Origin of the sequence: Bradyrhizobium sp. SZCCHNR2028, from assembly GCF_032380995.1 — a bacterium.
Lineage (GTDB): Bacteria > Pseudomonadota > Alphaproteobacteria > Rhizobiales > Xanthobacteraceae > Bradyrhizobium.
Genome location: NZ_JAUHJF010000005.1, coordinates 268,805 through 290,790 on the forward strand (window position 1 = coordinate 268,805; position 21,986 = coordinate 290,790).

Annotated in this window: 15 protein-coding genes; 9 read left to right on the forward strand and 6 right to left on the reverse strand. The window is 67.2% G+C overall.

Translation table 11 applies throughout. The features are described from left to right. Window positions 1–10 precede the first annotated feature (10 nt). The 3 genes from QX121_RS11500 to QX121_RS11510 all read left to right on the forward strand — a co-directional run bounded on the left by QX121_RS11500 (window position 11) and on the right by QX121_RS11510 (window position 3,491). Window positions 11–871: an ABC transporter permease gene (locus QX121_RS11500; RefSeq protein ID WP_315777229.1), complete on the forward strand. Its 861-nt coding sequence runs from the start codon at window positions 11–13 to the stop codon at window positions 869–871. Further along, window positions 868–2,604: an L-arabinonate dehydratase gene (araD, locus tag QX121_RS11505; RefSeq protein WP_315811961.1), complete on the forward strand. Its 1,737-nt coding sequence runs from the start codon at window positions 868–870 to the stop codon at window positions 2,602–2,604. The genes QX121_RS11500 and araD overlap by 4 nt, the downstream gene beginning before the upstream one ends. A gap of 167 nt (window positions 2,605–2,771) precedes the next feature. Then, window positions 2,772–3,491, forward strand: a complete 720-nt coding sequence (locus tag QX121_RS11510) for a ribonuclease activity regulator RraA (RefSeq protein ID WP_315777227.1) — start codon at window positions 2,772–2,774, stop codon at window positions 3,489–3,491. Window positions 3,492–3,686: 195 nt separating this feature from the next. Here the strand turns inward: QX121_RS11510 and QX121_RS11515 are convergent, their stop codons facing one another. The 4 genes from QX121_RS11515 to QX121_RS11530 form a co-directional block, all read right to left on the reverse strand. Further along, window positions 3,687–5,786 (reverse strand): S9 family peptidase, encoded by a 2,100-nt coding sequence (locus QX121_RS11515; protein WP_315811962.1) that lies wholly within the window; start codon window positions 5,784–5,786, stop codon window positions 3,687–3,689. Window positions 5,787–5,794: 8 nt separating this feature from the next. Next, window positions 5,795–6,982 carry a pyridoxal-phosphate-dependent aminotransferase family protein gene (locus tag QX121_RS11520; protein WP_315811963.1) on the reverse strand — a complete coding sequence of 396 codons (1,188 nt, stop codon included), beginning with the start codon at window positions 6,980–6,982 and terminating at the stop codon, window positions 5,795–5,797. Window positions 6,983–7,137: 155 nt separating this feature from the next. Then, window positions 7,138–7,860 (reverse strand): thermonuclease family protein, encoded by a 723-nt coding sequence (locus tag QX121_RS11525; RefSeq protein WP_315811964.1) that lies wholly within the window; start codon window positions 7,858–7,860, stop codon window positions 7,138–7,140. Window positions 7,861–8,246: 386 nt separating this feature from the next. Continuing rightward, entirely contained in the window at window positions 8,247–9,971 is a 1,725-nt protein-coding gene (locus QX121_RS11530) for a hypothetical protein (protein ID WP_315811965.1), read from the reverse strand. A gap of 429 nt (window positions 9,972–10,400) precedes the next feature. Here QX121_RS11530 and QX121_RS11535 point away from each other — a divergent pair, with 429 nt between their 5' ends. Then, a complete protein-coding gene (locus tag QX121_RS11535; RefSeq protein WP_315740775.1) occupies window positions 10,401–11,261 on the forward strand; it encodes a caspase family protein in 861 nt (286 codons plus the stop codon). A 247-nt stretch (window positions 11,262–11,508) separates the two neighbouring features. Here the strand turns inward: QX121_RS11535 and QX121_RS11540 are convergent, their stop codons facing one another. Next, window positions 11,509–12,390 carry an efflux RND transporter periplasmic adaptor subunit gene (locus QX121_RS11540; protein WP_315740774.1) on the reverse strand — a complete coding sequence of 294 codons (882 nt, stop codon included), beginning with the start codon at window positions 12,388–12,390 and terminating at the stop codon, window positions 11,509–11,511. Between the two features lie 201 nt (window positions 12,391–12,591). Between QX121_RS11540 and QX121_RS11545 the strand changes: the two genes are divergently transcribed. Continuing rightward, window positions 12,592–13,587: a L,D-transpeptidase family protein gene (locus tag QX121_RS11545; protein ID WP_315811966.1), complete on the forward strand. Its 996-nt coding sequence runs from the start codon at window positions 12,592–12,594 to the stop codon at window positions 13,585–13,587. Window positions 13,588–14,248: 661 nt separating this feature from the next. Here the strand turns inward: QX121_RS11545 and QX121_RS11550 are convergent. Next, window positions 14,249–15,055, reverse strand: a complete 807-nt coding sequence (locus QX121_RS11550; RefSeq protein WP_315811967.1) for an N-acyl homoserine lactonase family protein — start codon at window positions 15,053–15,055, stop codon at window positions 14,249–14,251. 351 nt (window positions 15,056–15,406) lie between these two features. Here QX121_RS11550 and QX121_RS11555 point away from each other — a divergent pair, with 351 nt between their 5' ends. From QX121_RS11555 to QX121_RS11570, 4 genes are all read left to right on the forward strand, one after another. Beyond that, the gene (locus tag QX121_RS11555; protein ID WP_315812026.1) at window positions 15,407–16,933 is read left to right on the forward strand and encodes a caspase family protein; all 1,527 of its coding nucleotides are present in this window, start codon (window positions 15,407–15,409) and stop codon (window positions 16,931–16,933) included. 134 nt (window positions 16,934–17,067) lie between these two features. Next, window positions 17,068–17,745 carry an OmpA family protein gene (locus QX121_RS11560; RefSeq protein ID WP_315811968.1) on the forward strand — a complete coding sequence of 226 codons (678 nt, stop codon included), beginning with the start codon at window positions 17,068–17,070 and terminating at the stop codon, window positions 17,743–17,745. A gap of 160 nt (window positions 17,746–17,905) precedes the next feature. Further along, the gene (locus tag QX121_RS11565; RefSeq protein WP_315777217.1) at window positions 17,906–18,832 is read left to right on the forward strand and encodes an efflux RND transporter periplasmic adaptor subunit; all 927 of its coding nucleotides are present in this window, start codon (window positions 17,906–17,908) and stop codon (window positions 18,830–18,832) included. Further along, window positions 18,832–21,984, forward strand: a complete 3,153-nt coding sequence (locus QX121_RS11570) for an efflux RND transporter permease subunit (protein ID WP_315777216.1) — start codon at window positions 18,832–18,834, stop codon at window positions 21,982–21,984. Before QX121_RS11565 ends, QX121_RS11570 begins: the two co-directional genes overlap by 1 nt. The last annotated feature ends 2 nt before the right edge of the window (window positions 21,985–21,986 follow it).

Sequence of the window (21,986 nt, forward strand, 5' to 3'; positions counted from 1 at the left end):
GGCCGCTCCCATGGCTGACGCAAAGATCATCCTGCGCGACACGGCTGCGGCGAGCGCGTCCCCGGCCGAGGTCGAGCGCAAGCTCGGCATGCTCGAGCTGCTCTGGAACGACGGCTTCGTGCGCAAGACCCTGATCATCGTCGTGCTCGCCGCGATCTGGCAGGCCTACGGCAGCTATCTCGACAATCCGCTGCTGTTCCCGACCTTCTCCGACACCATCGCTGCGCTCTGGGAGAAGGTCCGTGACGGCACCATTCCGATGCGCGCCTGGACCTCGCTGAAGGTGCTGTTCATGGGCTATGCCGCCGGCATTACGCTGGCGGCCATCCTGACCATACTCGCGATCTCGACCCGCATCGGCACTGATTTCCTCGAGACCGTCACGGCGATGTTCAACCCGCTGCCGGCGATCGCGCTGCTGCCGCTGGCGCTGATCTGGTTCGGGCTCGGCAGCGGCAGCCTCGTCTTCGTGCTGATCCATTCGGTGCTGTGGCCGGTCGCGCTCAACACCCATTCCGGCTTCAAGAGCGTGTCCAACACGCTGCGCATGGTCGGCCGGAACTACGAGCTGAGCGGCTTCTCCTATGTCATTCGCATCCTGATTCCGGCGGCGTTCGGCGCCATCCTCACCGGCCTCAAGATCGGCTGGGCGTTTGCGTGGCGGACCCTGATCGCGGCCGAGCTGGTGTTCGGCGTGTCCTCGGGGCAGGGCGGCCTCGGCTGGTTCATCTTCGAGAACCGCAATTTGCTGGAGATTCCCGCCGTTTTCGCCGGCCTCTTGACCGTGATCGTGATCGGCCTCGTGGTCGAGAACCTGGTCTTCCGCACCATCGAGCGCCGGACCGTGCTGACCTGGGGGACGCAATCATGAGCGAGCGCAAGCAACCCGATCAGCTGCGCAGCGCGCGCTGGTTCGCACCCGACGATCTCCGCTCCTTCGGCCATCGCTCGCGCGTGATGCAGATGGGCTACGCCCAGGAGGAATGGAAGGGCCGGCCGGTCATCGCCATCATCAACACCTGGTCCGACGCCCAGCCCTGTCACATGCACTTCAAGCAGCGGGTCGACGACGTCAAGCGCGGCGTGCTGATGGCCGGCGGCTTCCCGATCGAGCTGCCGGCGCTGTCGCTGTCGGAGTCGCTGTTGAAGCCGACCACGATGCTCTATCGCAACATGCTGGCGATGGACGTCGAGGAGCTGTTGCGCAGCCATCCCGTCGACGGCGTCGTGCTGATGGGCGGCTGCGACAAGACCACGCCGGCGCTGCTGCTCGGCGCCACCAGCATGAACCTGCCGGCGATCTATCTCCCCGCAGGACCGATGCTGCGCGGCAATTGGAAGGGCAAGACGCTCGGCTCCGGCTCCGATGCCTGGAAGTACTGGGACGAGCGCCGCGCCGGAAAACTGTCGGACGCCGACTGGAATGCGATGGAGGCGGGCATCGCGCGCAGCCACGGCACCTGCATGACCATGGGCACGGCCTCGACCATGACTGCGATTGCCGAGGCCATCGGCATGACCTTGCCCGGCGCCTCGTCGATTCCCGCCGCCGATGCCGAGCACATCCGCATGAGCTCGGAGTGCGGCCGCCGCGTCGTCGAGATGGTGTGGGAGGACCTGACGCCGTCGAAGATCCAGACGCGGCCAGCGTTCGAGAATGCGATCGCGGTCGCGATGGCGATGGGCTGCTCCACCAACGCGATCATCCACGTGATCGCGCAGGCACGCCGCGCCGGCGCCGATATCGGCCTCGACGATTTCGAGGCCGCGAGCCGCAAGGTGCCGGTGCTCGCCAATGTCCGGCCGAGCGGCGACACCTATCTGATGGAGGACTTCTATTACGCTGGCGGGCTGCCCGGCCTGATGAGCCGGATGAAAGAGCATCTCCATCTCGACTGCCTCACCGTCAACGGCCGCACGCTGGGCGACAACATCACAGGCGCCGGCGTCTACAATGACGACGTCATCCGCCCGCAATTCAACCCGATCTATCGCGAAGGCGCGCTGGCGGTGCTCAAGGGCAACCTTGCGCCGGATGGCTGCGTCATCAAGCCGTCGGCCTGCGATCCGCGATTCCTGAAGCACACCGGCCCGGCGCTGGTGTTCGACGACTATCCGTCGATGAAGAAGGCGATCGACGATCCCGATCTCGACGTGTCAGCCGATCACGTGCTGATCCTGCGCAATGCCGGGCCGCAGGGCGGGCCGGGCATGCCCGAATGGGGCATGCTGCCGATCCCGACCAAGCTCGTGCGCGAGGGCGTGCGCGACATGGTCCGGCTGTCCGACGCCCGCATGAGCGGCACCAGCTATGGCGCCTGCATCCTGCACGTCGCGCCGGAGGCCTATGTCGGCGGTCCCCTGGCGCTGGTGAAGAACGGCGACCGCATCACGCTCGACGTCGCCGCGCGCACAATCAATCTTGATGTGCCTGAGGACGAATTGGCGCGCCGTCGCGCCGCCTGGACACCGCCAACGCCGCGCTTCGAGCGTGGCTATGGCTGGATGTTCGCCCGCCACATCAAGCAGGCCAATGACGGCTGCGATTTCGACTTCCTCGAGACCGGCTTCGGCGCCGCGGTCGGGGAGCCCGCGATTTATTAGTTCATAGCGCCGCGTTAGCCCGCGCTGTTCCGCGCACCCGGTGCGCTCCCTCCCCCCTTGCGGGGGAGGGTCGGGGAGGGGGGTACCCCAAGCGACACCGTTGATGTGGATCCCCACCCCCAACCCCTCCCCGCAAGGGGGAGGGGAGAACTGCGAGCACCGACCGCATGACCAGACTCAGCACCGCCACCCGCAACAAGCTCAAGACCGTTTCGACCGCGACCGTCGCCACCGCGCTGTTCAAGCGCGGCCTGCGCATCCAGTGCATCCAGAACGTCCACCCGCTCAATCCGGGGCAGCCGACCATGGTCGGCGAGGCCTTCACCCTGCGCTATATCCCGGCGCGCGAGGACCTCAACACCATCGAGGTGTTTCGCGACCGTGCCCATCCGCAGCGCAAGGCCGTGGAGGAATGCCCGCCCGGCGCCGTGCTGGTGATGGACAGCCGCAAGGATCCGCGCGCCGCCTCGGCCGGCGCGATCCTGGTGAGCCGCCTGCAGCAGCGCGGCGTCGCCGGTGTCGTCACCGATGGCGGGTTTCGCGATGCGGCCGAGATCGCCAAGCTCGGCATCCCCGCGTTTCATCAGCGCCCGAGCGCGCCGACCAATCTCACCCTGCATCATGCGATCGAGATCAACGGCCCGATCGCCTGCGGCGACGCGCCGGTGTTTCCCGGTGACGTCATCCTCGGCGATTCCGACGGCGTCATCGTCATCCCCGCCCATCTCGCGGACGAGATCGCGGAGGAGACGTTCGAGATGACCGCGTTCGAAGATTTCGTCGCCGAGCAGGTCGCGAACGGCCGCTCCATCCTCGGCCTCTATCCGGCGACCGATCCGCAGACGCCGGCGGATTTCGCCGCGTGGCGCGCGAAGAACGGCAGGTAACCGTCACACACTCCGCTGTCGTCCCGGCCTTGAGCCGGGACCCAGAAACACAGGCGGATGTGACTACGAAGAAAGCAGCTCCAGCCTGCCGAACAACCGGGGACGGTGGCTATGGGTCCCTGCGTTCGCAGGGACGACACTGTTGGTCGGGCGAGATCCCGCTACACATCTCGCTGTTGCTGTCAGTCGCCGCGCTCACGCGCTTCTATCCGCCAAGCCCACCGCCCACAGCGCGAACGCATAGGCGATCGCGACTTCGTCGAGGCGGTTGAAGCGGCCGGAGGCGCCGCCGTGGCCGGCGCCCATGTTGGTGCGCAGCACGACAGGGCCGCCACCGGTCATCGTCGCGCGCAGCCGCGCGATCCATTTCGCCGGCTCCCAATAGGTGACGCGCGGGTCGGTCAGGCCGGCCATCGCCAGGATCGCCGGATACGGCTTGGCGGCGACGTTGTCGTAGGGCGAGTAGGACAGGATGGTGCGAAAATCTGCCTCGCTCTCGATCGGGTTGCCCCATTCGGGCCATTCCGGCGGCGTCAGCGGAAGGCTGTCGTCGAGCATGGTATTGAGCACGTCGACGAACGGCACCTCGGCGACGATGCCGGCGAACAGCTCGCCCGCGCGGTTGGCGACCGCGCCCATCAGCATGCCGCCGGCGCTGCCGCCATGGCCGACGATGCGCTTGGCGCTGGTGTAGTTCGCCGTGATGAGGGCCCGCGCGCACGCCGCGAAATCGTCAAAGCCGTTGGTCTTCTTCTCGCGCTTGCCGTCGAGATACCAGCCCCAGCCCTTGTCGGTGCCGCCGCGGATATGGGCGATGGCATAGACGAAGCCGCGGTCGACCAGCGACAGCCGGTTGGTGGAGAACGACGCCGGCATGGCATGGCCGTAGGACCCGTAGCCGTAGAGCAGCAGCGGCGCGGCGCCGTCGGCCTTGAAGTCGCGCCGATGCAAGAGCGAGACCGGCACCTCGGCGCCGTCGTCCGCCTTCGCCATGATGCGCGTGGTGACGTAGTCCGCCGGATTGTGCCCCGACGGGATTTCCTGGCGCTTGCGCAACGTTCTAGCGCGCGTCACCATGTCGTAGTCCCACACCTCCGACGGCGTCGTCATCGACGAATAGGCAAAGCGCAGGTTGGTGGTGTCGAACTCGTAGGAGCCCATCGCGTCGAGCGAATAGGCGCCCTCGTCGAAGGCGATCGCGTGTTCCTCGCCGGATTCCAGGTCTCTGATCACGATCGACGGCAGCGCGTTGGCGCGCTCCAGCCGCACCAGATGGCCGGCATAGAGATCGTGGTCGAGCACATAGATGCCGGCGCGATGCGGAATGAGGTCGCGCCAATTGATGCGCTCGGGCGCGGCCAGCGGCGCGGTCACGATCTTGAAGTCGATCGCGCCGTCGGCATTGGTGAGAATGAGCAGCTCGTCGCCGCGATCGGCGATCGAATATTGCACGCCGTTCTCGCGCGCGGCGACCAGACGCGGCGGCGCATCGGGATGATCGAGATCGATCAGCCGCTGCTCCGAGGTCTCATGGTCGCCCCCGGCAATCACGCAGAACCGGCCGGAGGTCGACTCGTGCACATGGGTGAACCAGCCGGTGTCCTTCTCCTCATAGACCAGCAAATCGTCTGATTGGTTGGTGCCGAGCTTGTGCCGCCACACCTGCATCGGGCGGTGATTGTCGTCGAGCTTGACGTAGAAGAAGCTCTTGCAGTCACGCGACCACACCACGCCGCCGTCGGTCTCCTCGACGAGATCGACGAGATCGTTTCCACCGTCCCAGTCGCGGACGCGGATGGTGAAATATTCCGAGCCCTTGGTGTCGGCGCTCCAGGCGGCCAGCTTGTGGTCGTGCGAATGCCGGCTGCCGCCGAACTTGAAATACTCATGCCCGCGCGCCAGAGCATCGCCGTCGAGCCCGATGGTCTCCGCCCCGCCGTTGCGCGGCGTGCGGCAGAACAGCTCGTGCTGGCCGCCCTCGCGGTACTTTCGGAAGTAGGCGTAGGGCCCGTCCGGCGATGGCACCGAGGAATCGTCCTCCTTGATGCGGCCGCGCATCTCCGCGACGAGCTTCTTCTGCAGCGGTGCGGTGTGGCCGAGCACGGATTCCGCATAGGCGTTCTCGGCCTCGAGATAGGCGCGGATGTCGGCGTCGAGCAGCGACGGATCGTGCAGCACCTCCTGCCATCGCGCATCCTTCAGCCAGGCATAATCGTCGCTCACGGTGATGCCGTGGCGGGTGAAGGAATAAGGGCGGCGCGGCGCCACCGGCGCCTGGGTGCTGCTGTCGGTCATGTCGTCCTTTACGGGGTCACGCTCTCGCCGAGCCATTGGATCGCGGCGTCGAGGCCGCCGCGGCCATGCGGAATCTTCAACGCCACCAGCGCCATTTCGATCACGCCGAGCGTGCCCAGCACCATCGGCGCGTTGACATGGCCCATATGGGCGATGCGGAACGCCTGGCCCTGGAGGTCGCCGATCCCGGTGCCGAGCACGACGCCGCACTGCTCCTTGCAGTAGGTCTGCAGTACGGCCGGATCATAGCCGCCGCCGACCAGCACCGTGGTCACGGTGTTGGAACGCTCCGCGGCGTCTGCGATATTGAAGCCGATCACCTGGCCCTCGCTCCACTTCGCCACGGCGCGACGCACGGCCTCGGCGAGCAGCGCATGGCGCCGGAAGGCGTGCGGTAGCCCCTCGGCGAACAGCATGTCCATCGCCTGGCGCAGTGCGAACAACAGATGCACCGGGGCGGTGCCGCCATATTTGCGATAGTGCTCGGCGCCCTCGCGCTCGCTCCAGTCCCAATAGGGCGTGCGCATGTTGGCGCGCTTGTGTGCCTCGAGTGCGCGCGCGTTCGCCGCGACGAAGCCGAGGCCGGGCGGCGTCATCAGGCCCTTCTGCGAGCCGGACATCGCGACGTCGATGCCCCAGGCATCCATCTCGAACGGCATGCAGCCGAGCGAGGCGACGGTGTCGACCATATAGAGCGCCGGATGGCCCGCGGCCTTGATGGCGCGGCCGATCGCCTCGACATCGTTGACGACGCCCGAGGCGGTGTCGATCTGCGCCACCACGATGGCCTTGATGGTGTGCTCCTTGTCGGCGCGCAGCCGCGCCTCGACCTCGGCCGGGCGCACCGCGCGGCGCCAGTCGCCCCTGAGAACCTCGACCTCGGCGCCCATCGCGCGCGCCGCATGGCCCCAGCCGATCGCGAAGCGGCCGCTCTCCAGCACCAGCACCTTGTCGCCGCGCGACAGCACGTTGGAGAGCACGGCCTCCCAGGCGCCATGGCCGTTGGCGATGTAGATGTAGGTCTTGCCCTTGGTCGCGAACAGGCGGCCGAGATCGGACATGATGCCGTCGGTCAGCTCGACCATCTGCTTGGAGTAGATGTCGAGCGCTGGGCGGTGCATCGCCTGCAGCACCTCGTCGGGCATCGTGGTGGGTCCCGGGATGGCCAGAAACTCCCGGCCCGCGCGAACGGTCATTGTCAGTGTCCTCGGCGATGTGGTTTGGCGGTTGAGGGTGGTGGCGGGCTCTCGCACACGGCTGGCCCATGGTCGTTTTACGTGGCGCGGCGCATTAAGAAAAGCCGGAGAAGCCGGGGGGCTGGCATGCCCCGGCAGGCCGGCGCGTCAGGCCGTCAGCGCCTCGTCTCGCGGCAGCCGGCGGCCTCGGCCTCCTCGACCGAGCAGAACCAGCGCGTGCCCTTGGCGACGTGCATCTTGATCTGAGCGTACCAACGGCTCTTCGGCGTGTGATAGATGCACTCGCCGGCGCCGTTGACGTTGCCCTTGATGGTGCAGTCCGGTGACGGCGCGACCGGTCCCGAGGCCGAGGCGAGCAGGATGGCTTTCGCGCTGTCCGGTGGCTTGGTGGCGCCGAGGATCGTGGTCTTCTTGTTGCGCACCCGCCAGTCCCACGGCGCGATGAATGCACCCTGCCACATGCCGGCCTTGGCGGCGCGCGCCTCGGCCTCGTCGGGCTCGTAATCGTGCGAGATGGTGCGATAGGCCAGCGCCCAACCGCTGCGCACCAGCCATTTCTGGATGTCCTCGCCGTCGACGTCGCAGCGCGCCACCTGGCGACCGCGGCGATCGATCGAACGCGGATGACAGGTCCAGCTCTTGCCGTCGGCGTGCTTGATCAGTTCGTCACGCGCCGCCACGCCGCAGGTCCAGCGCTCGCCATTCTTGTTCAGGCAGAGCTGATCGACGGCGGGCGCGTCGATGCCGCCGAGCCGGATGCGGGTGGTCCCGATCGTGATCCCATCGGCCTCACGGATCTTGGGAATCCCGGCGATGTCGGCCGCGGACGCGACGGACGGCAGCAGCAGGAGCGCGAGCAGGGCTGGTTTCATCGACATGAACGGGCGCGGATCGTCCTTGGGGAGGGCTGGGGCAATTGTGCGGCGGATCGCCCGGTTGTTCCAGCGCCGTGATTGCCTGACCTGCTCAACTTCACGCGATGGTGGGGACGTTTCGACTCGAGCTATCACAACAACGGTGGTGCGCTCCCCTCCCCCTTGCGGGGAGGGGTCGGGGGTGGGGGTCCGCGGGCGCTGAACTCAGCTGTTGTGCGAGATCGTGCCAAGGCTTTCGGCTACGGTCCTCGCGAAGGGGAGTGAAACACACAGATCCTCAGCGGCACACGCTGGCATCACTCAGAGCGCGACTCGCTGACCCCCACCCCCGACCCCTCCCCGCAAGGGGGAGGGGAGTGGACCGACACCGTCGACACAGAGCTTCGGCCTCACCGCACCACGACCCTTCGCGCCAGCGCCAGGCCCATCAGCACGAAGGCGGATGTCACCTCGGGGCCGCCGACCAGGATGCGGGTCGGGGTCTTCATCTTGTTCCATTCATAGGCGCGGTACGGATGCCGCCGGCCGCCCTCGCCGAACGACGTCACGATGCAATGCACCGCGGGCGCGAAGCTCGCCGCAGCGCCGCCGAGATGGCCGAGCGCAATCAGCGCCAGCGCGGCGTCGAACGGGTTCATCTCGCGGCCGATCAGCTCGTCCTCGACATAGCCGAGCACGCGCAGACGAATGAGCTCGAACGCGCCGTCGGGATCGATCGCCCGCCGCGCGGCGGGCGGCAGTGCCATGAAGGCGTGGAAGCAGCGGCCGAAATAGGCGCAATACAGCTCCGGCAGATAATAGATGTGCGCGCGCGGGTCGGCGAAGGCGCCGCTCAGCACCAGCCGCTGCTGGAAGCCGACGATTCGCCTGACGACGTCGAGCCGGGCTTGCGTCTCCAGGACCTGCCAGCGTGCGAGGTTGCGGAACGACACTTCGAGCACGTCGAGATTCAGCGTCGGATCGAGATCGTTGCCGTAGGGCCGCTCGCCGGCCAGGCTGTCGATCCAGGTCGCGACGCCGCCTTCATAGTCGATGTTGTCGTTGATCGGCACCGTCACGCGCGGCTCGTTGCCGCCGGCGCGCACCTGGTAGCCGGCATAGAAATCCAGCAGCGGCTGGCTCAGCATCGGATCGTCCGAGCCGGCCTGCGTCGCGGCCGAGAACGAGCACGCCGTGGTGTCGCAATCCGGCACGTAGACGCCGAAGCCGAGGTCCTGCTTGATCTGGGTGAAGAAGCGCGAGAAGCGCGGATGCGGCGGCGGCGCCAGCGCGGTGACGACGTCGTAGCTCTTGCCGTCCGCGCCGCGCACCTCCTCGCGGCTGACGGTCAGGCAGAACTCGACCATGGCCGAAATCGCCGTGCGCGCCGCGGTCGTCTGCTCCGACGAGGCGAGGCCCGTCTCCAGATAGCTCAGCAGCGCCTCGGTGAAGAACGCGTCGTAATAGGCCGAGCGGTGGCGGATCTGCACTGGCTCCCACATCGGCTCGGCGATGCCGCGCCACGGCGGATTGATGACGGCCGCCGCCGGCGATCGCGCGATGAAGACGCGGGCGAGGTTGAACAGCAATGTCGAGTTCTTGTAGCCGCGCGCGTCCAGCCCCTGCAGCGCCATCTTGACCTCGCGGCCCTTCATGTCGGGATCGCCGATCAGGTTGAAGGCGGCATAGGTCGGGATGAAGCCATTGCGGCTGAACGAGCCGAGCAGGTCGGCGCCACAGGCCCGGATCACGCGGTCGATCTCGCCTTCCGGCGGCATGGCCGCCGCCGCGGTCCGGCGCGGCGGGGCAGGGTGATGCAAGGCGACGCTGTCGACCAGATCGGCGATCGGGCGGCCGACCTGCTCCCAGTCCGGCGTCGGATTGTCGCGGGCGAGAACCAGCGCGTCGCGCAGCGCATTGAGAACAGCGGGATCGTTCAACTCGGGCAGGCCGGCACGGCGCAGCAATGCGCGCAGCGCGGGGTTCCCCAGCGCGGTCCGGTAGAATTTCGACAGATGCGGGTCGCCGCTGCCGGGCCGGCGCAGGATGGGATCGCAGACCTCGTACAGCGAGGGCCCATCCTTCCGGGCCGTCAGTGCGCGGCAGGCCGCGCCGGCGAAATACTGGAAACTCAAGCGAGGACTCGCGGGTTGTCGGAGGCGGGACGAACGGCATGCGCTGCTCGAAACGCCCGGCAAACGGCGCGTCACGCGCATGCATGGGGCAAACTGACACGCTGGACGGCCAAAGACAACGTGACGGCGGTCACGGCGCGAGGCGGATTGGGCGGCAATATGGCCTCCCGGCGGTCCGCCCAGGGCCCTTTGGAGATCGGCGCCATGGTTAAATTTGCGTTTCTCTTCAAGTGCTTGAAAAGTCAAGGCTGTTCCGATGTTGCTTGGGATGCGGGTTCGGGTTAAGCCTTTCCTCGTTGCGGTGCCGCAAATTGCGCGCAATTCGACGACACATCGTCTCGCAACCCCTCAAACCTCAGAGGCGCCAGCGCGACCAAAGGGTGCGCCCCTTTGGTCACGCTTGGGCAGGCTCGGACCAGGATTGACGTGATGACCGCAAGGCAGCCTTCTCTCTCCCGCCGATCGGCCGTGATCGCCGCCGCGCTTCTCTGCACGGTGTCGCTCGCGATCGGTGCGCATGCTGCCCTCAACAAGCGTTCGCTCGAGGCGCCCAAAGCGGCAGCCTCCGAGCAGAGCAGCGTGGCGACCGGCAACGGCGCGCGCCTCGCGCTGGTCATCGGCAATGGTCATTACCCCGATGCGAATGCGCCGCTCGTCCAGCCGATCAACGATGCCCGGGCGCTGACCGGCGCGCTGCGCCGCGACGGCTTCGACGTCGATGTCGTCGAGGATGCCAACAAGGACGACATGATCCGCGCGGTCGAGCGCCTCAAGGCCAGGATCAAGCCCGACTCGGTCGTGATGCTGTTCTTCGGCGGCTACGCCATCCAGGCGGGACGCGAGAGCTACATGATCCCGGTCGATGCCAAGATCTGGAAGGAGGCCGACGTGCGCCGCGACGGCACCAGCATCGAGGGCCTGCTCGATACGGTCCGCGAGCAGGGGGCGCGCGCCAAGCTGGTCGTGATCGACGCCGCGCGCCGCAATCCCTATGAGCGCCGCTTCCGCGCCTATTCGCACGGCCTGGCGCCGATCAATGCGCCTGCCAATGCGCTGATCCTGTCGTCGGCGACGCCCGGCAAGGTGCTGGACGATCCGAAGGGCCAGAACAGCGTGCTGGTCGGCGAGCTGCTCAATCAGCTCGGCAAGAGCCCGAGCGCCGAGGCCGTGTTCAACAAGACCCGCAACGCCATCGCGCGCAGCTCCGACGGCGAGCAGGTGCCGACCGTGTCGTCCTCGCTGGTCGAGGACATCCGCTTCAGCGCCGACGTCGCGAACGCCGGCAGCTGAGCTTAGCCTGTCCCGCTCCTGAGATGCTCCGCCCTCTCGGCGGTCTCCCATCCTCTCCTGGAGGGGGAGGGTCGCCTCACGGCGAGCGAAGCGAACCGTGTGGCGGGGTGGGTGATCTCTCCACTTGCACCGTCATCCGTGGCTCCACCCCACCCCGTCGCACGTCGCTGACGCGCCGCGCGACGACCCTCCCCCTCCAGGGGAGGGTGGGGCCGCGTGCCCCTCAGACCCTGCGACGTTGCGTCGCTCAATTGCTCGCCATCACCGGCCGCACCGGGTCGCCTTCGCGCAGCAGCGCGCCGGCGCGGGTGACCACGACGTCGCCCTCGGCCAGGCCGTCGCGGATCTCGACCTGGCCGCCGGCCATCAGGCCGATCTCGACCCGCTTGGTCTCGATGCGCTGGGCGCGGACCACCTGCACCACCGTGCCGTCCGGGTCGTACAGCACGGCGGTCAGCGGCACCGCGACGCCGCAGCTCTGGCCGATCTTGATCACGGCGCGCCCGAACGAATTCACCAGCAGCCGCGCCGTGCCGTTGATGCCGATGAAGGCCTGGCCGAGCTGGCTGTTCGGCTCGACGGTCGGCGCGACCCTTCGAATCTTGCCTTCGACCTCGCCGGCCCCGACGATGCGGATCCGCGCCGTCTGGTTGACCGCGAGCTTGGCGAGCTGCGCGCTCGGCACCAGGCCGACGAGATCATATTCGTTGCGGGCGAGAATGGAGAACAGCGCCTCGCCGCGACCGGAGGCAAACGCGCCGATGGTGGCGCTCGACGACAGGATGGTGCCCGCCACCGGCGCCTGGATCATGATCGTGCCGCCCTCCGGCGGCGTCAGCCGCGCCAGGTTCTGTCCGGCCGTGACGGTGTCGCCGGCATCGACCAGCACCTCCGCGACCTTCAGTCCGGGACGGTCGGGCCTGACCGCGGTCTCGTCGCGCGCCAGCACCATGCCGGACACCTCGACGGTGTTGTCGAAGCAGGCCTTGGTCGCCTTGAGCACGCTGACCGCGGCGCCCCTCGGCGCGGTGTCCTCGGCCGCCGCCGCAGCCTGGATCATCGCCAGCAGGCCGGCGGCGGCGAGCATCGGCATCCGGCGCATCGTGGCGGCAATTGCGGCATGTCCCATGCGAAACCGATCCTCGCGAAAACCCATTCATTGAACGGCCGTGGTCGAGATAGCAGACGCGCAGCCGCCGGGCCAGCCGACCCGCGTCCCTGGTAGTCGCGCCAGGACGCCGCGACGTTCAGCCGACGCCCCCCGAACTTCTCGGCAGCGTCCACGTTGACGCTGCCGAATGTCAGCCATCTCCACTTGGGACTCACGCTCATGCTTCGGCCCTGGATACCGCTTCTGCTCTGCGCCGTCGTCGTCACGCCTGCGGTCTCCGCCGAGCTCACCGCCGACGCCGTCAACGGCGCCGAGCTGCGCAAGCGGCCGCCGGCCGAGGAGAAGATGGACCCAGTGGCGATCCGCGCCCAGGTGCTGCTCGATCGCGCGCGCGTCTCGCCGGGCGAGATCGACGGCCGCTTCGGCGACAATGCGCGCAAGGCGCTCGCCGCATTCGCGCGCGCCAAGGGGCTTGTGGGCGATCAGGGCCTTGCCGGTGATGCGAAGCTGACGCCCGAGCTGTGGGAGGCGCTGCTGCGAGGCGACCAGGCGCCGGCGATCGTCTCCTACACGATCACTCGTGACGATGTGAAAGGGCCGTTCCTGAAGAAGCTGCCGCAGCACATGGAGGACATGAAGGACCTGCCGGCGCTCGGCTACACCTCGCCGCGCGAGGCGCTGGCCGAGAAATTCCACATGAGCGAAGCGCTGCTGTCGGCGCTCAATCCGAAGGCCGGCTTCGACAAGGAGGGCGAGCAGATCTCCGTCGCCAATGTGATGAAGCCGGACGACGCCGCGCCGAAAATCATGCGGCTCGACATCAGCAAGGACGCCGGCACCGTGCAGGCGTTCGACCGGGACGGCAAGCTGGTGGCGGTATTTCCCGCCACGGTCGGCAGCGAAGAGAAGCCGACGCCGGTCGGCAGCTTCAAGGTGATCTCGATCGATGCCAACCCGAACTACCGCTATAACCCCGACTACAAGTTCAAGGGTGTGAAGGCGCGCAAGCCGTTCACCATCAAGCCCGGCCCCAACAACCCGGTCGGCGCCTATTGGATCGGCCTGTCGGTCGGCATCGGCTACGGCATCCACGGCACCGCCGAGCCGTCCAAGGTCGGCAAGTCGGAGTCGCATGGCTGCGTGCGGCTGACCAATTGGGACGTGCGATTCCTTGGCGACCACCTGGCGAAGAAGGCGAAGGTGGAGCTGCATTGAATGTTCACAATCATTCCGGGGCGGTTGGATTGCTTCGTCGCTTCGCTCCTCGCAATGACGGAGCACGTCAATCTGCATCTGCGCGTAGCGGCCGATTTATCCAGTCATCTCAACTTGATCTGCCCTGTCCAGATGTTCGGTAAAAAAGAAATAGCTTGCGCCGTCGGGCAAATCGGGAGGAGATTTGCGCCCATCCCGCCTCGTTGAAGAGGGGCGCTTTCGCGAACGTCACGACGCGTTGAGGTGGGATGCGATGGCCGCGGCGGGCGCAGCGTGTTCGACACGCGGACGTACGCCATGCTGCGGACGGTGAAGTCGCAGGGTCCTGGCCTCCCGACGCTGAGGTCCGCGCAATGCGCGTCATGCGCGCGTTGTCGCCACGGTGGCAAACAAGCCGGTCACCGAGGAGACTGCGTATAAATCGTAAAGCCATCGCGCAGGGAGGGCCGGGTCATTCCGGCTGTACCTGTGGTTCTGCCGCCTGCATTTTTTCTCGCAGGCGGACCGCAGGCCTCAGCCGAGGCCTGGCTCTCCCTGCGCCCTCTGCTTCAAGAGGGTGTCCCGATGATCACAGCTCGGACGCGAAACGCGCCGCGAGAGCGCGGACGTGCAACCGCGTGGGCTGTTTGACAATCACATCAGAACTACAGGCTCGGCGCCACTATCTCGCAAACGACCGCGACGGCGCCACATGCAGTGCGTAGGCATCGGCCGCCTCGCTCACGCGCGGATAGAGTTCGGTCACCAGCGGATCGTGGCCAGGAATGAAGCGGTCGGGATGCCCGGCGAGGCGCTCGATGATCTCCCAGCCCTGGATCATGTCGCCGATATTGAGCACGATCGGAAACGGGCTGCGGCGCTGCAGATTGGCGTAGTAGTGCGCGGCGTCGGAGGCGAGCACGACCGGGCCGCGCGCGGTGTCGACGCGCACCACCTGCAGCCCGTCGGAATGGCCGCCGACGCGGTGCACGGTGACGCCCGGCGCGACCTCGCCGTCGCCAGAGTGAAAGGTGACGCGCTCGCCATAGACGTGGCGCACCATGGTGGTGACGTGCTCGACGGTGAACGGGTAGCGCAGCATGCCGTTGCACATGCAGCGGCCGGTGGCATAGGCCATCTCGCGCTCCTGCAGATGAAAGCGCGCGTTCGGGAAGCGGTCGAGATTGCCGGCGTGATCGTAGTGCAGATGGGTCACGATGATGTCGCGGATGTCGGCAGCCGCGACGCCGAAGGAAGCGAGCGCGTCGATCGGATCGCGCGTCAGGGTGCGGTGGCGGATCTCGGCCTCCGCGGCGTTGAAGCCGGTATCGACCAGGATGTCGCGCCCGTCACGGCGGATCAGCCACACGAAATAGTCGAGGTCTTGCGCCATGCTGTCGTGCGGGTCCGGCTGCAGGAAGTTCATGTGCGGCGTGCGCGGCGACATCGTCGCATAGCGCAGCGCGTAGATCTCGGCGGCGTTCCCCATGATGGCCTTCTCGTTGGTTGGGCACGGCCGCCATCGAGCCATCGGCAGGGATCGAGGTCAATCGCATCGAGGTCAATCGCGGTGCTCGTCGAACCGGACGCTGCGCTGCCGCGACACAGCGTGAGGCATCTCACATTTCAAGCCATTGGGATCGTTGCATGGTCCGCTCGTGTCATGACCCGCAGCTCGCAAGAGGCTCCTGCGGGCGGTCGCTGCCTCAGACGATTCTTCAACCTCTGCAAGCGGTTGACGTGCCGTCACGGCGATTTGATAATGCCTGACGCGTGGGATATGGTCGCCGCGGCGCAAGCTGGACGGCGCCTGATTGCTGACCGCTGGACCGCCATCGTGATGACTTTCCGCCTGCTGTTGCCGCTCGGCCTGATGTTCTCCGTCGCGTTCTCGGCCGTGGTCTCCTGGCCCGCGCGCGCGGCCGGCGACCGCTTCGCGCTGGTGATCGGCAATGCGAAATATCCGGATGCCGAGGCGCCGCTCAAGGAGCCGGTCAACGATGCCCGCGATCTCACCGACGAGTTGAAGCGCGACGGTTTCAGCGTCGAGACGCTGGAGAATGCCGGCGGCGACGCGATGCGCCGCGGCCTCGATCGGCTCTATGGCAAGATCAAGCCGGGCTCGGTGGCGTTGCTGTTCTTCTCCGGCTACGGCATCCAGTCGAGCCGGCAGAGCTACATGATCCCGGTCGACGCGCAGATCTGGCAGGAGGCCGACGTGCGGCGCGACGGCATCGGCCTCGAGCAGGTGCTGCAGGAGATCAACAGCCGCGGCGCCGGCGTGAAGATCGCGCTGCTCGATGCCTCCCGGCGCAATCCCTATGAGCGCAGGTTCCGCACCGCCTCGGCCGGCCTCGCGCCGGTCATCGCACCGAGCGGTACTTTGGTGATGTACTCGGCGGCGCTGTCCGCTGTCGTGACGGATGGCGGGCGCGATCGCAGCCTGTTCGTGCAGGAGCTCCTGAAGGAGATCCGCGTTCCCGATCTCACCGCCGAGGAGACGCTGAACCGCACCCGCGTCGGCGTCACCCGCGCGTCGCGCAGCGAGCAGGTGCCGTGGATCTCGTCGTCGCTGGCGGAGGACTTCTCCTTCGTGCCGGGCAACGGCGTCAGGCCGACGCCGCCGGCCGAGAGCAGTGTCGCGCCTGCACCTGCGCCTGCGCCGACCCCGACACAGGTCGTGGTGGCGCCGCCGGTACCGTCACCGCTGCCGCCGGCTCCGCCCGCGCCGCAGCCGACGCCGGTGCAGAAGGTGGATACCCCGCCGCCCCCGCCGCCGGTTGCTCCAGCGCCGCCGGCCCCGGCGCCATCTCCCGTGATCGCGAACGTGGCGCCCGCCGCTCCGGCTGCGCCCGCGCAGGATCCGTTCGCCGACGATCCGACGATCAAGAGCCTGAGCGCCAAGATCGCGGCCAATCCGGAGGATGCCGGCGCGCTGTACCGGCGCGGCCAAGTGTATGCGAGCAAGGGCGCCTACGCGCAGGCGATCCGCGATTTCGACGACACCATCCGGATCAATCCGAAGGACGTCGAGGCGCTCAACAACCGCTGCTGGGCCCGCACCGTCGTCGGCGAGCTGCAGCCTGCGCTGCGCGATTGCAACGAGGCGCTGAGGCTGCGGCCGAATTTCGTCGACGCGCTCGACAGCCGCGGGCTGGTCAACCTCAAGAGCGGCGCGGTCAAGAACGCGATCGCGGATTTCGATGCGGCGCTGAAGATCAATCCGCGCCTGACGTCGTCATTGTACGGCCGGGGCCTCGCCAAGCAGCGCAACGGCGCCGCGCAGGAGGGCGCGCTCGACATCGCCAACGCCAAGGCGATGGACCCCAACATCGTCCGCGAGTTCGAAGCTTACGGCGTGCGCTGATTTCTTGCGCGCGTCGGCCGGCCGGCTCGAACCATGCGGCAGGCCGGACCGACATAACAGCGGACAGCCGGGTGTCGCGAGCGGGCCTTCGCGACGGAGATCGGGATGATCAGTTCGCGTGAGGAGGGATGGCAATGACCGCACCGAAAACGAATTCGACCAGGACCGCCGGCCTGACGGCTCTCCTGGCCGTGACAGTTCTGAGCGCAGCCGCGTCGCTGAGCGCGACGCCGGCCTTCGCCGCCGATGATGTCAGCGAGGATCAGATCGTCCGCGCGTTGGCCGGGCCGAAGAGGCCGCTGACCCGCGGACTGTCGATGTCGCCGCCGTCCGAGGCCGCGCCTGCGGTCGCGCCCGAACAGGACAAGTTCCTGCAGAGCATTCGCGGCCGCTCGACGCGGTCGCTGTCCATGGCCGAGCGCGAGGAGATCGCCGCGGTCGCCAAGACCAAGCCGAACATCGACCTCGAGATCACCTTCGACTACAACTCCGCCAACATCAGCCAGAAGTCGCTGCCGTCGGTGCAGGCGCTCGGCCGGGCGCTGACGAACGCCGAGCTGAAGGGGTCGACCTTCGTCGTCGCCGGTCATACCGATGCCGCCGGTGGCGAGGCCTACAATCAGGACCTCTCCGAGCGCCGCGCCGATTCGATCAAGCGCTATCTGGTCGAGAAGTTCGGCATCGCCGGTGCCGACCTGGTGACGGTGGGCTACGGCAAGAGCAAGCTGAAGGATCCGAGCCAGCCGCTCGCCGAGGTGAACCGCCGCGTTCAGGTCGTCAACATGCAGAGCAAGACGGCGGCGGCCAAGTAGCGTCGCGTCCATCAAGCGCCGTCGGGGGTCGCGTGGCCGGAAATCGAAGTGAACGGATGCGTCCCGCAGGATTGTGGGGCGCATCGCCTTGTCGGGGCGCCCCGCGCCAAATTCGCAGCATCCATAACCCGCATCTCGCGCCGACCGGATCCACCTGCCGATGAAGCTGCCAAAATCCCTCAAGACCGCGGCCAGCGCGGTCGTCTTCGTGGCTCTGTTCGCCGGCTATTACTGGTACGAGCATCGTTCCCATCACGCTGCCGAGGAGCCGCCGATGCAGGCCCAGGTGCTGGTGACCAAGGCGGTGAAGGCCTGCTTCTCCGATCTCGTGCGCGTCACCGGCTTCGTCATGGCCCGCCGCGAGGCGGTGGTCGGCGCCGACCAGGAAGGCTCGCGAGTCATCGACGTCCTGGTCAAGGAGGGCGACACCGTCACCGAGAACCAGGAGCTGGCGCGCCTGACGCCGTCACCGCCGCAGCCGGGAGCGCCGGCGGCGGCCGCGAACCGGCCGGTGTCGCTGCGTGCGCCGGCGGCAGGACTCGTCACCGAGGTCCGCACGATCGCCGGTGCGCCGGCCTCGCCGCAGGCCGGTCCGATGTTCCGTATCGCCGTCAACAACGAGCTGGAGCTCGACGCCGAAGTTCCGAGCATTCATCTCCTGAAGCTCGGCGCGGGCGCGCCGGTGCGCATCACCCGTGACAACCTTCCCGACATTGTCGGCCGCCTGCGCGTGGTGGCACCGCAGGTCGACCGGACCACCCAGCTGGGCCACGTCCGCATCGCATTGACCAGCAGTCCGTCGCTCAAGCCTGGCATGTTCGCGCGCGCCAATATCGATGCCCGGCGGAGCTGCGGCGTCGCCGTGCCCAACACGGCGATCGATCATCTCACCATCCAGGTCGTGAAGGGCAACACGATCGAGACCCGCCGGGTGCGGGTCGGCCTGGTGTCGGATACATCGAGCGAAATCCTCGACGGTCTGACAGAGGGTGAAATCGTGGTGGCCGACGCCGGCAGCTCGCTGCACGACGGCGACCAGATCAAGACCATGTTTGCCGAAGACATCGATCGCACGCGGGTACGCTGATGGCACTGAATATTTCGGCATGGTCGATCCGGAACCCGCTGCCATCGATCCTCTTCTCCATCATCCTGCTGATCCTGGGCTGGATGAGCTTCACCAAGCTCGCGGTCACGCGGCTGCCGAACGCCGACATTCCGGTGATCTCGGTCGCGGTGGCGCAATTCGGCGCGGCGCCCTCGGAGCTTGAATCCCAGGTCACCAAGATCATCGAGGACGGCGTCTCCGGCGTCGAGGGCGCGCGCCACATCCAGTCGCTGATCACCGACGGCCTGTCGGTGACGACGATTACGTTCGCGCTCGAGACCAACACCGATCGCGCCATCAACGACGTCAAGGACGCCGTGACCCGGGTGCGCTCCGACCTGCCGCAGAACGTCACCGAGCCGCTGATCTCGCGCGTCGACAAGATCGGCCTGCCGATCGTCACCTATGCGGCGATCTCGCCGGGCAAGACGCCGGAGCAGCTGTCGTTCTTCGTGGACGATGTGGTCAAGCGCGAGCTGCAGGGCGTGCGCGGCGTCAGCCAGGTCGAGCGCATCGGCGGTGTCGAGCGCGAGATCCTGGTCTCGCTCGATCCCGACCGGCTGCAGGCCATGGGGCTCACCGCGGTCAATGTCAGCCAGAGCCTGCGCGGCACCAATGTCGACGTCGCCGGCGGCCGCGCCGAGATCGGCAAGAACGACCAGGCGATCCGCACGCTTGCCGGCGCGAAAACGCTGAACGAGCTGTCCAACACGATGATTCCCTTGTTCGGCGGCGGCGAGGTCCGGCTCGCCGATCTCGGCACCGTGACCGACACGATCGCCGATCGCCGTACCTTTGCGCGCTTCAACGGCGAGCCGGTGGTCGCGCTCGGCATCAAGCGCTCCAAGGGCGCCAGCGACGTGGTCGTCGCGGCCGCCGTGCAAAAGCGCATCGACCAGGTGAAGGCCGCCCATCCCGACGTCGATCTGAAGCTGATCGACACCTCGGTCGAGTTCACCAAAGGCAACTACGAGGCCGCGATCTCGACCCTGTTCGAGGGCGCGATCCTGGCCGTCATCATCGTGCTCCTGTTCCTGCGCGACTTCAGGGCCACGGTGATCGCGGCGATCTCGCTGCCGCTGTCGATCTTCCCCGCCTTCTGGGCGATGGACATCCTCGGCTTCTCGCTGAACATGGTCTCGTTCCTGGCGATCACGCTGTCGACCGGCATTCTCGTCGACGACGCCATCGTCGAGATCGAGAACATCGTGCGCCACATGCGGATGGGGAAGTCGCCCTATCGCGCCGCGCTCGATGCCGCCGACGAGATCGGGCTCGCGGTCATCGCGATCAGCCTCACCATCATCGCGATCTTTGCGCCGGCGAGCTTCATGTCCGGCATTGCCGGCCAGTTCTTCAAGCAGTTCGGCATCACCGTCTCGGTGCAGGTGTTCTTCTCGCTGCTGGCGGCGCGCTTCGTCACACCGATGCTGGCGGCCTACTTCCTCAAGCATCACGACCATGACGATCCGCCGCCGGGGTTCATCCTGCGTGCCTATCAGCGCATCGTGACCTGGTCGGTAAAGCACTACTTTGTCACGGTGCTGCTCGGCATCGGGATCTTCGCTGCCTCGATCTGGAGCACGACGCTGCTGTCGCAAGGGTTCTTGCCGGCGCAGGACGCGGCGCGATCGCTGCTCGCGATCGAGCTGCCGCCGGGCGCGCAGCTCGCCTACACCGAGAAGGTCACCGAGGACATCGTCGCGCGCCTGCGCAAGCGGCCAGAGGTCCGCAGCGTGTTCGTCGACGGCGGCCGGCTCCAGGGCGCGATGGAGGTTCGCCGCGCCGGGATGATCGTCAACTACACGCCGAAGACCGAGCGCAAGATCACCCAGAAAGAGCTCGAACTCGAGATCACCAAGGATCTCGAAACCATTCCGGACATCCGCTTCTGGTTCACGGACGAAAACGGTCTGCGCCCGATCAAGCTGGTGCTGACGGGCTCGGATCCCAAGCTGGTCGACAACGTTGCGAGCGAGCTCGCCTCGCAGATGAAGCGGATTCCGATCATCTCCAACGTGGTGTCGGACACTTCGCTCGACCGGCCGGAATTGCGGGTGCAGCCGCGCGCCGACCTGGCCGCTCGTCTGGGCGTGTCCACCGAAAGCCTGTCGCAGACGATCCGCGTCGCCACGATCGGAGATGTCGGACCGGCGCTGGCGAAGTATGACGCCGGCGGCCGGCTGGTCCCGATCCGGGTGCAGCTCGAGGATGCAGCGCGCAGCGACGTGAAGATCCTCGAACAGTTGCGGGTGCCGCTCGGCCAGTACGGCGAAAAGGGCGGCGTGCCGCTGGCGGTGGTCGCCGACATCAAGCTCGACCAGGGGCCGACCAGCATCAGCCGCTACGATCGCGGGCGGCAGGCGACCGTCGCCGCCGACCTCGTCGGACTGGCGGCGCTCGGTGATGCAACCAAGCAGATCGATGAGCTGCCGGTCAGAAAGAGCATGCCTGCCAGCGTCAAGCTGATCCCGTCCGATGACGCCGAAAGCCTGAACGAGCTGGCCTCCGGCTTCATCGCGGCGATCACGGCGGGCCTGATGATCGTCTACGCCGTGCTGGTGCTGCTGTTCGGCACCTTCCTGCAACCAATCACGATCCTGTTCTCGCTGCCGCTGTCGATCGGCGGGGCGATCGGAGCTCTGATGCTCACGGGCAAGCAGCTCACGATCCCGGTCTATATCGGCATGATGATGCTGATGGGTATCGTCACCAAGAACGCGATCATGCTGGTGGAGTTCGCGGTCGAGGCGATCCATGCCGGGATCAGGCGCGACGAGGCGATCATCGATGCCGGCATGAAGCGGGCGCGTCCGATCGTGATGACCACGATCGCGATGGTCGCCGGCATGATGCCGAGCGCGCTCGCGGTCGGTGCCGGCGGCGAGTTCCGCTCGCCGATGGCGCTGGCGGTGATCGGCGGGCTGGTGTTCTCGACCGTGCTGTCGCTGTTGTTCGTGCCGGCGATGTTCCTGGTGATGGACGATGTCGGCGCGTTGTTCGCCCGGCTCGGCCGCAAGCTGATCGTCTCCTCCGGCGAGGCCGCCGACGAGGCGCAGTCCGGCCATGAGCCGGAGGCGGCGCATCAGCCCAAGTCGCCGCCGTCGGCGATGTCGCCGGCTGCGGAATGAGA

What these genes read in the sequence shown, in the direction of transcription:
- QX121_RS11500 (WP_315777229.1), top strand. Translation starts at nt 11, where the DNA reads ATGGCTGACGCAAAGATCATCCTGCGCGACACGGCTGCGGCGAGCGCG.
- araD (WP_315811961.1), top strand. Translation starts at nt 868, where the DNA reads ATGAGCGAGCGCAAGCAACCCGATCAGCTGCGCAGCGCGCGCTGGTTC.
- QX121_RS11510 (WP_315777227.1), top strand. Translation starts at nt 2,772, where the DNA reads ATGACCAGACTCAGCACCGCCACCCGCAACAAGCTCAAGACCGTTTCG.
- QX121_RS11515 (WP_315811962.1), bottom strand. Translation starts at nt 5,786, where the DNA reads ATGACCGACAGCAGCACCCAGGCGCCGGTGGCGCCGCGCCGCCCTTAT.
- QX121_RS11520 (WP_315811963.1), bottom strand. Translation starts at nt 6,982, where the DNA reads ATGACCGTTCGCGCGGGCCGGGAGTTTCTGGCCATCCCGGGACCCACC.
- QX121_RS11525 (WP_315811964.1), bottom strand. Translation starts at nt 7,860, where the DNA reads ATGTCGATGAAACCAGCCCTGCTCGCGCTCCTGCTGCTGCCGTCCGTC.
- QX121_RS11535 (WP_315740775.1), top strand. Translation starts at nt 10,401, where the DNA reads ATGACCGCAAGGCAGCCTTCTCTCTCCCGCCGATCGGCCGTGATCGCC.
- QX121_RS11540 (WP_315740774.1), bottom strand. Translation starts at nt 12,390, where the DNA reads ATGGGACATGCCGCAATTGCCGCCACGATGCGCCGGATGCCGATGCTC.
- QX121_RS11545 (WP_315811966.1), top strand. Translation starts at nt 12,592, where the DNA reads ATGCTTCGGCCCTGGATACCGCTTCTGCTCTGCGCCGTCGTCGTCACG.
- QX121_RS11550 (WP_315811967.1), bottom strand. Translation starts at nt 15,055, where the DNA reads ATGGGGAACGCCGCCGAGATCTACGCGCTGCGCTATGCGACGATGTCG.
- QX121_RS11555 (WP_315812026.1), top strand. Translation starts at nt 15,407, where the DNA reads ATGACTTTCCGCCTGCTGTTGCCGCTCGGCCTGATGTTCTCCGTCGCG.
- QX121_RS11560 (WP_315811968.1), top strand. Translation starts at nt 17,068, where the DNA reads ATGACCGCACCGAAAACGAATTCGACCAGGACCGCCGGCCTGACGGCT.
- QX121_RS11565 (WP_315777217.1), top strand. Translation starts at nt 17,906, where the DNA reads ATGAAGCTGCCAAAATCCCTCAAGACCGCGGCCAGCGCGGTCGTCTTC.
- QX121_RS11570 (WP_315777216.1), top strand. Translation starts at nt 18,832, where the DNA reads ATGGCACTGAATATTTCGGCATGGTCGATCCGGAACCCGCTGCCATCG.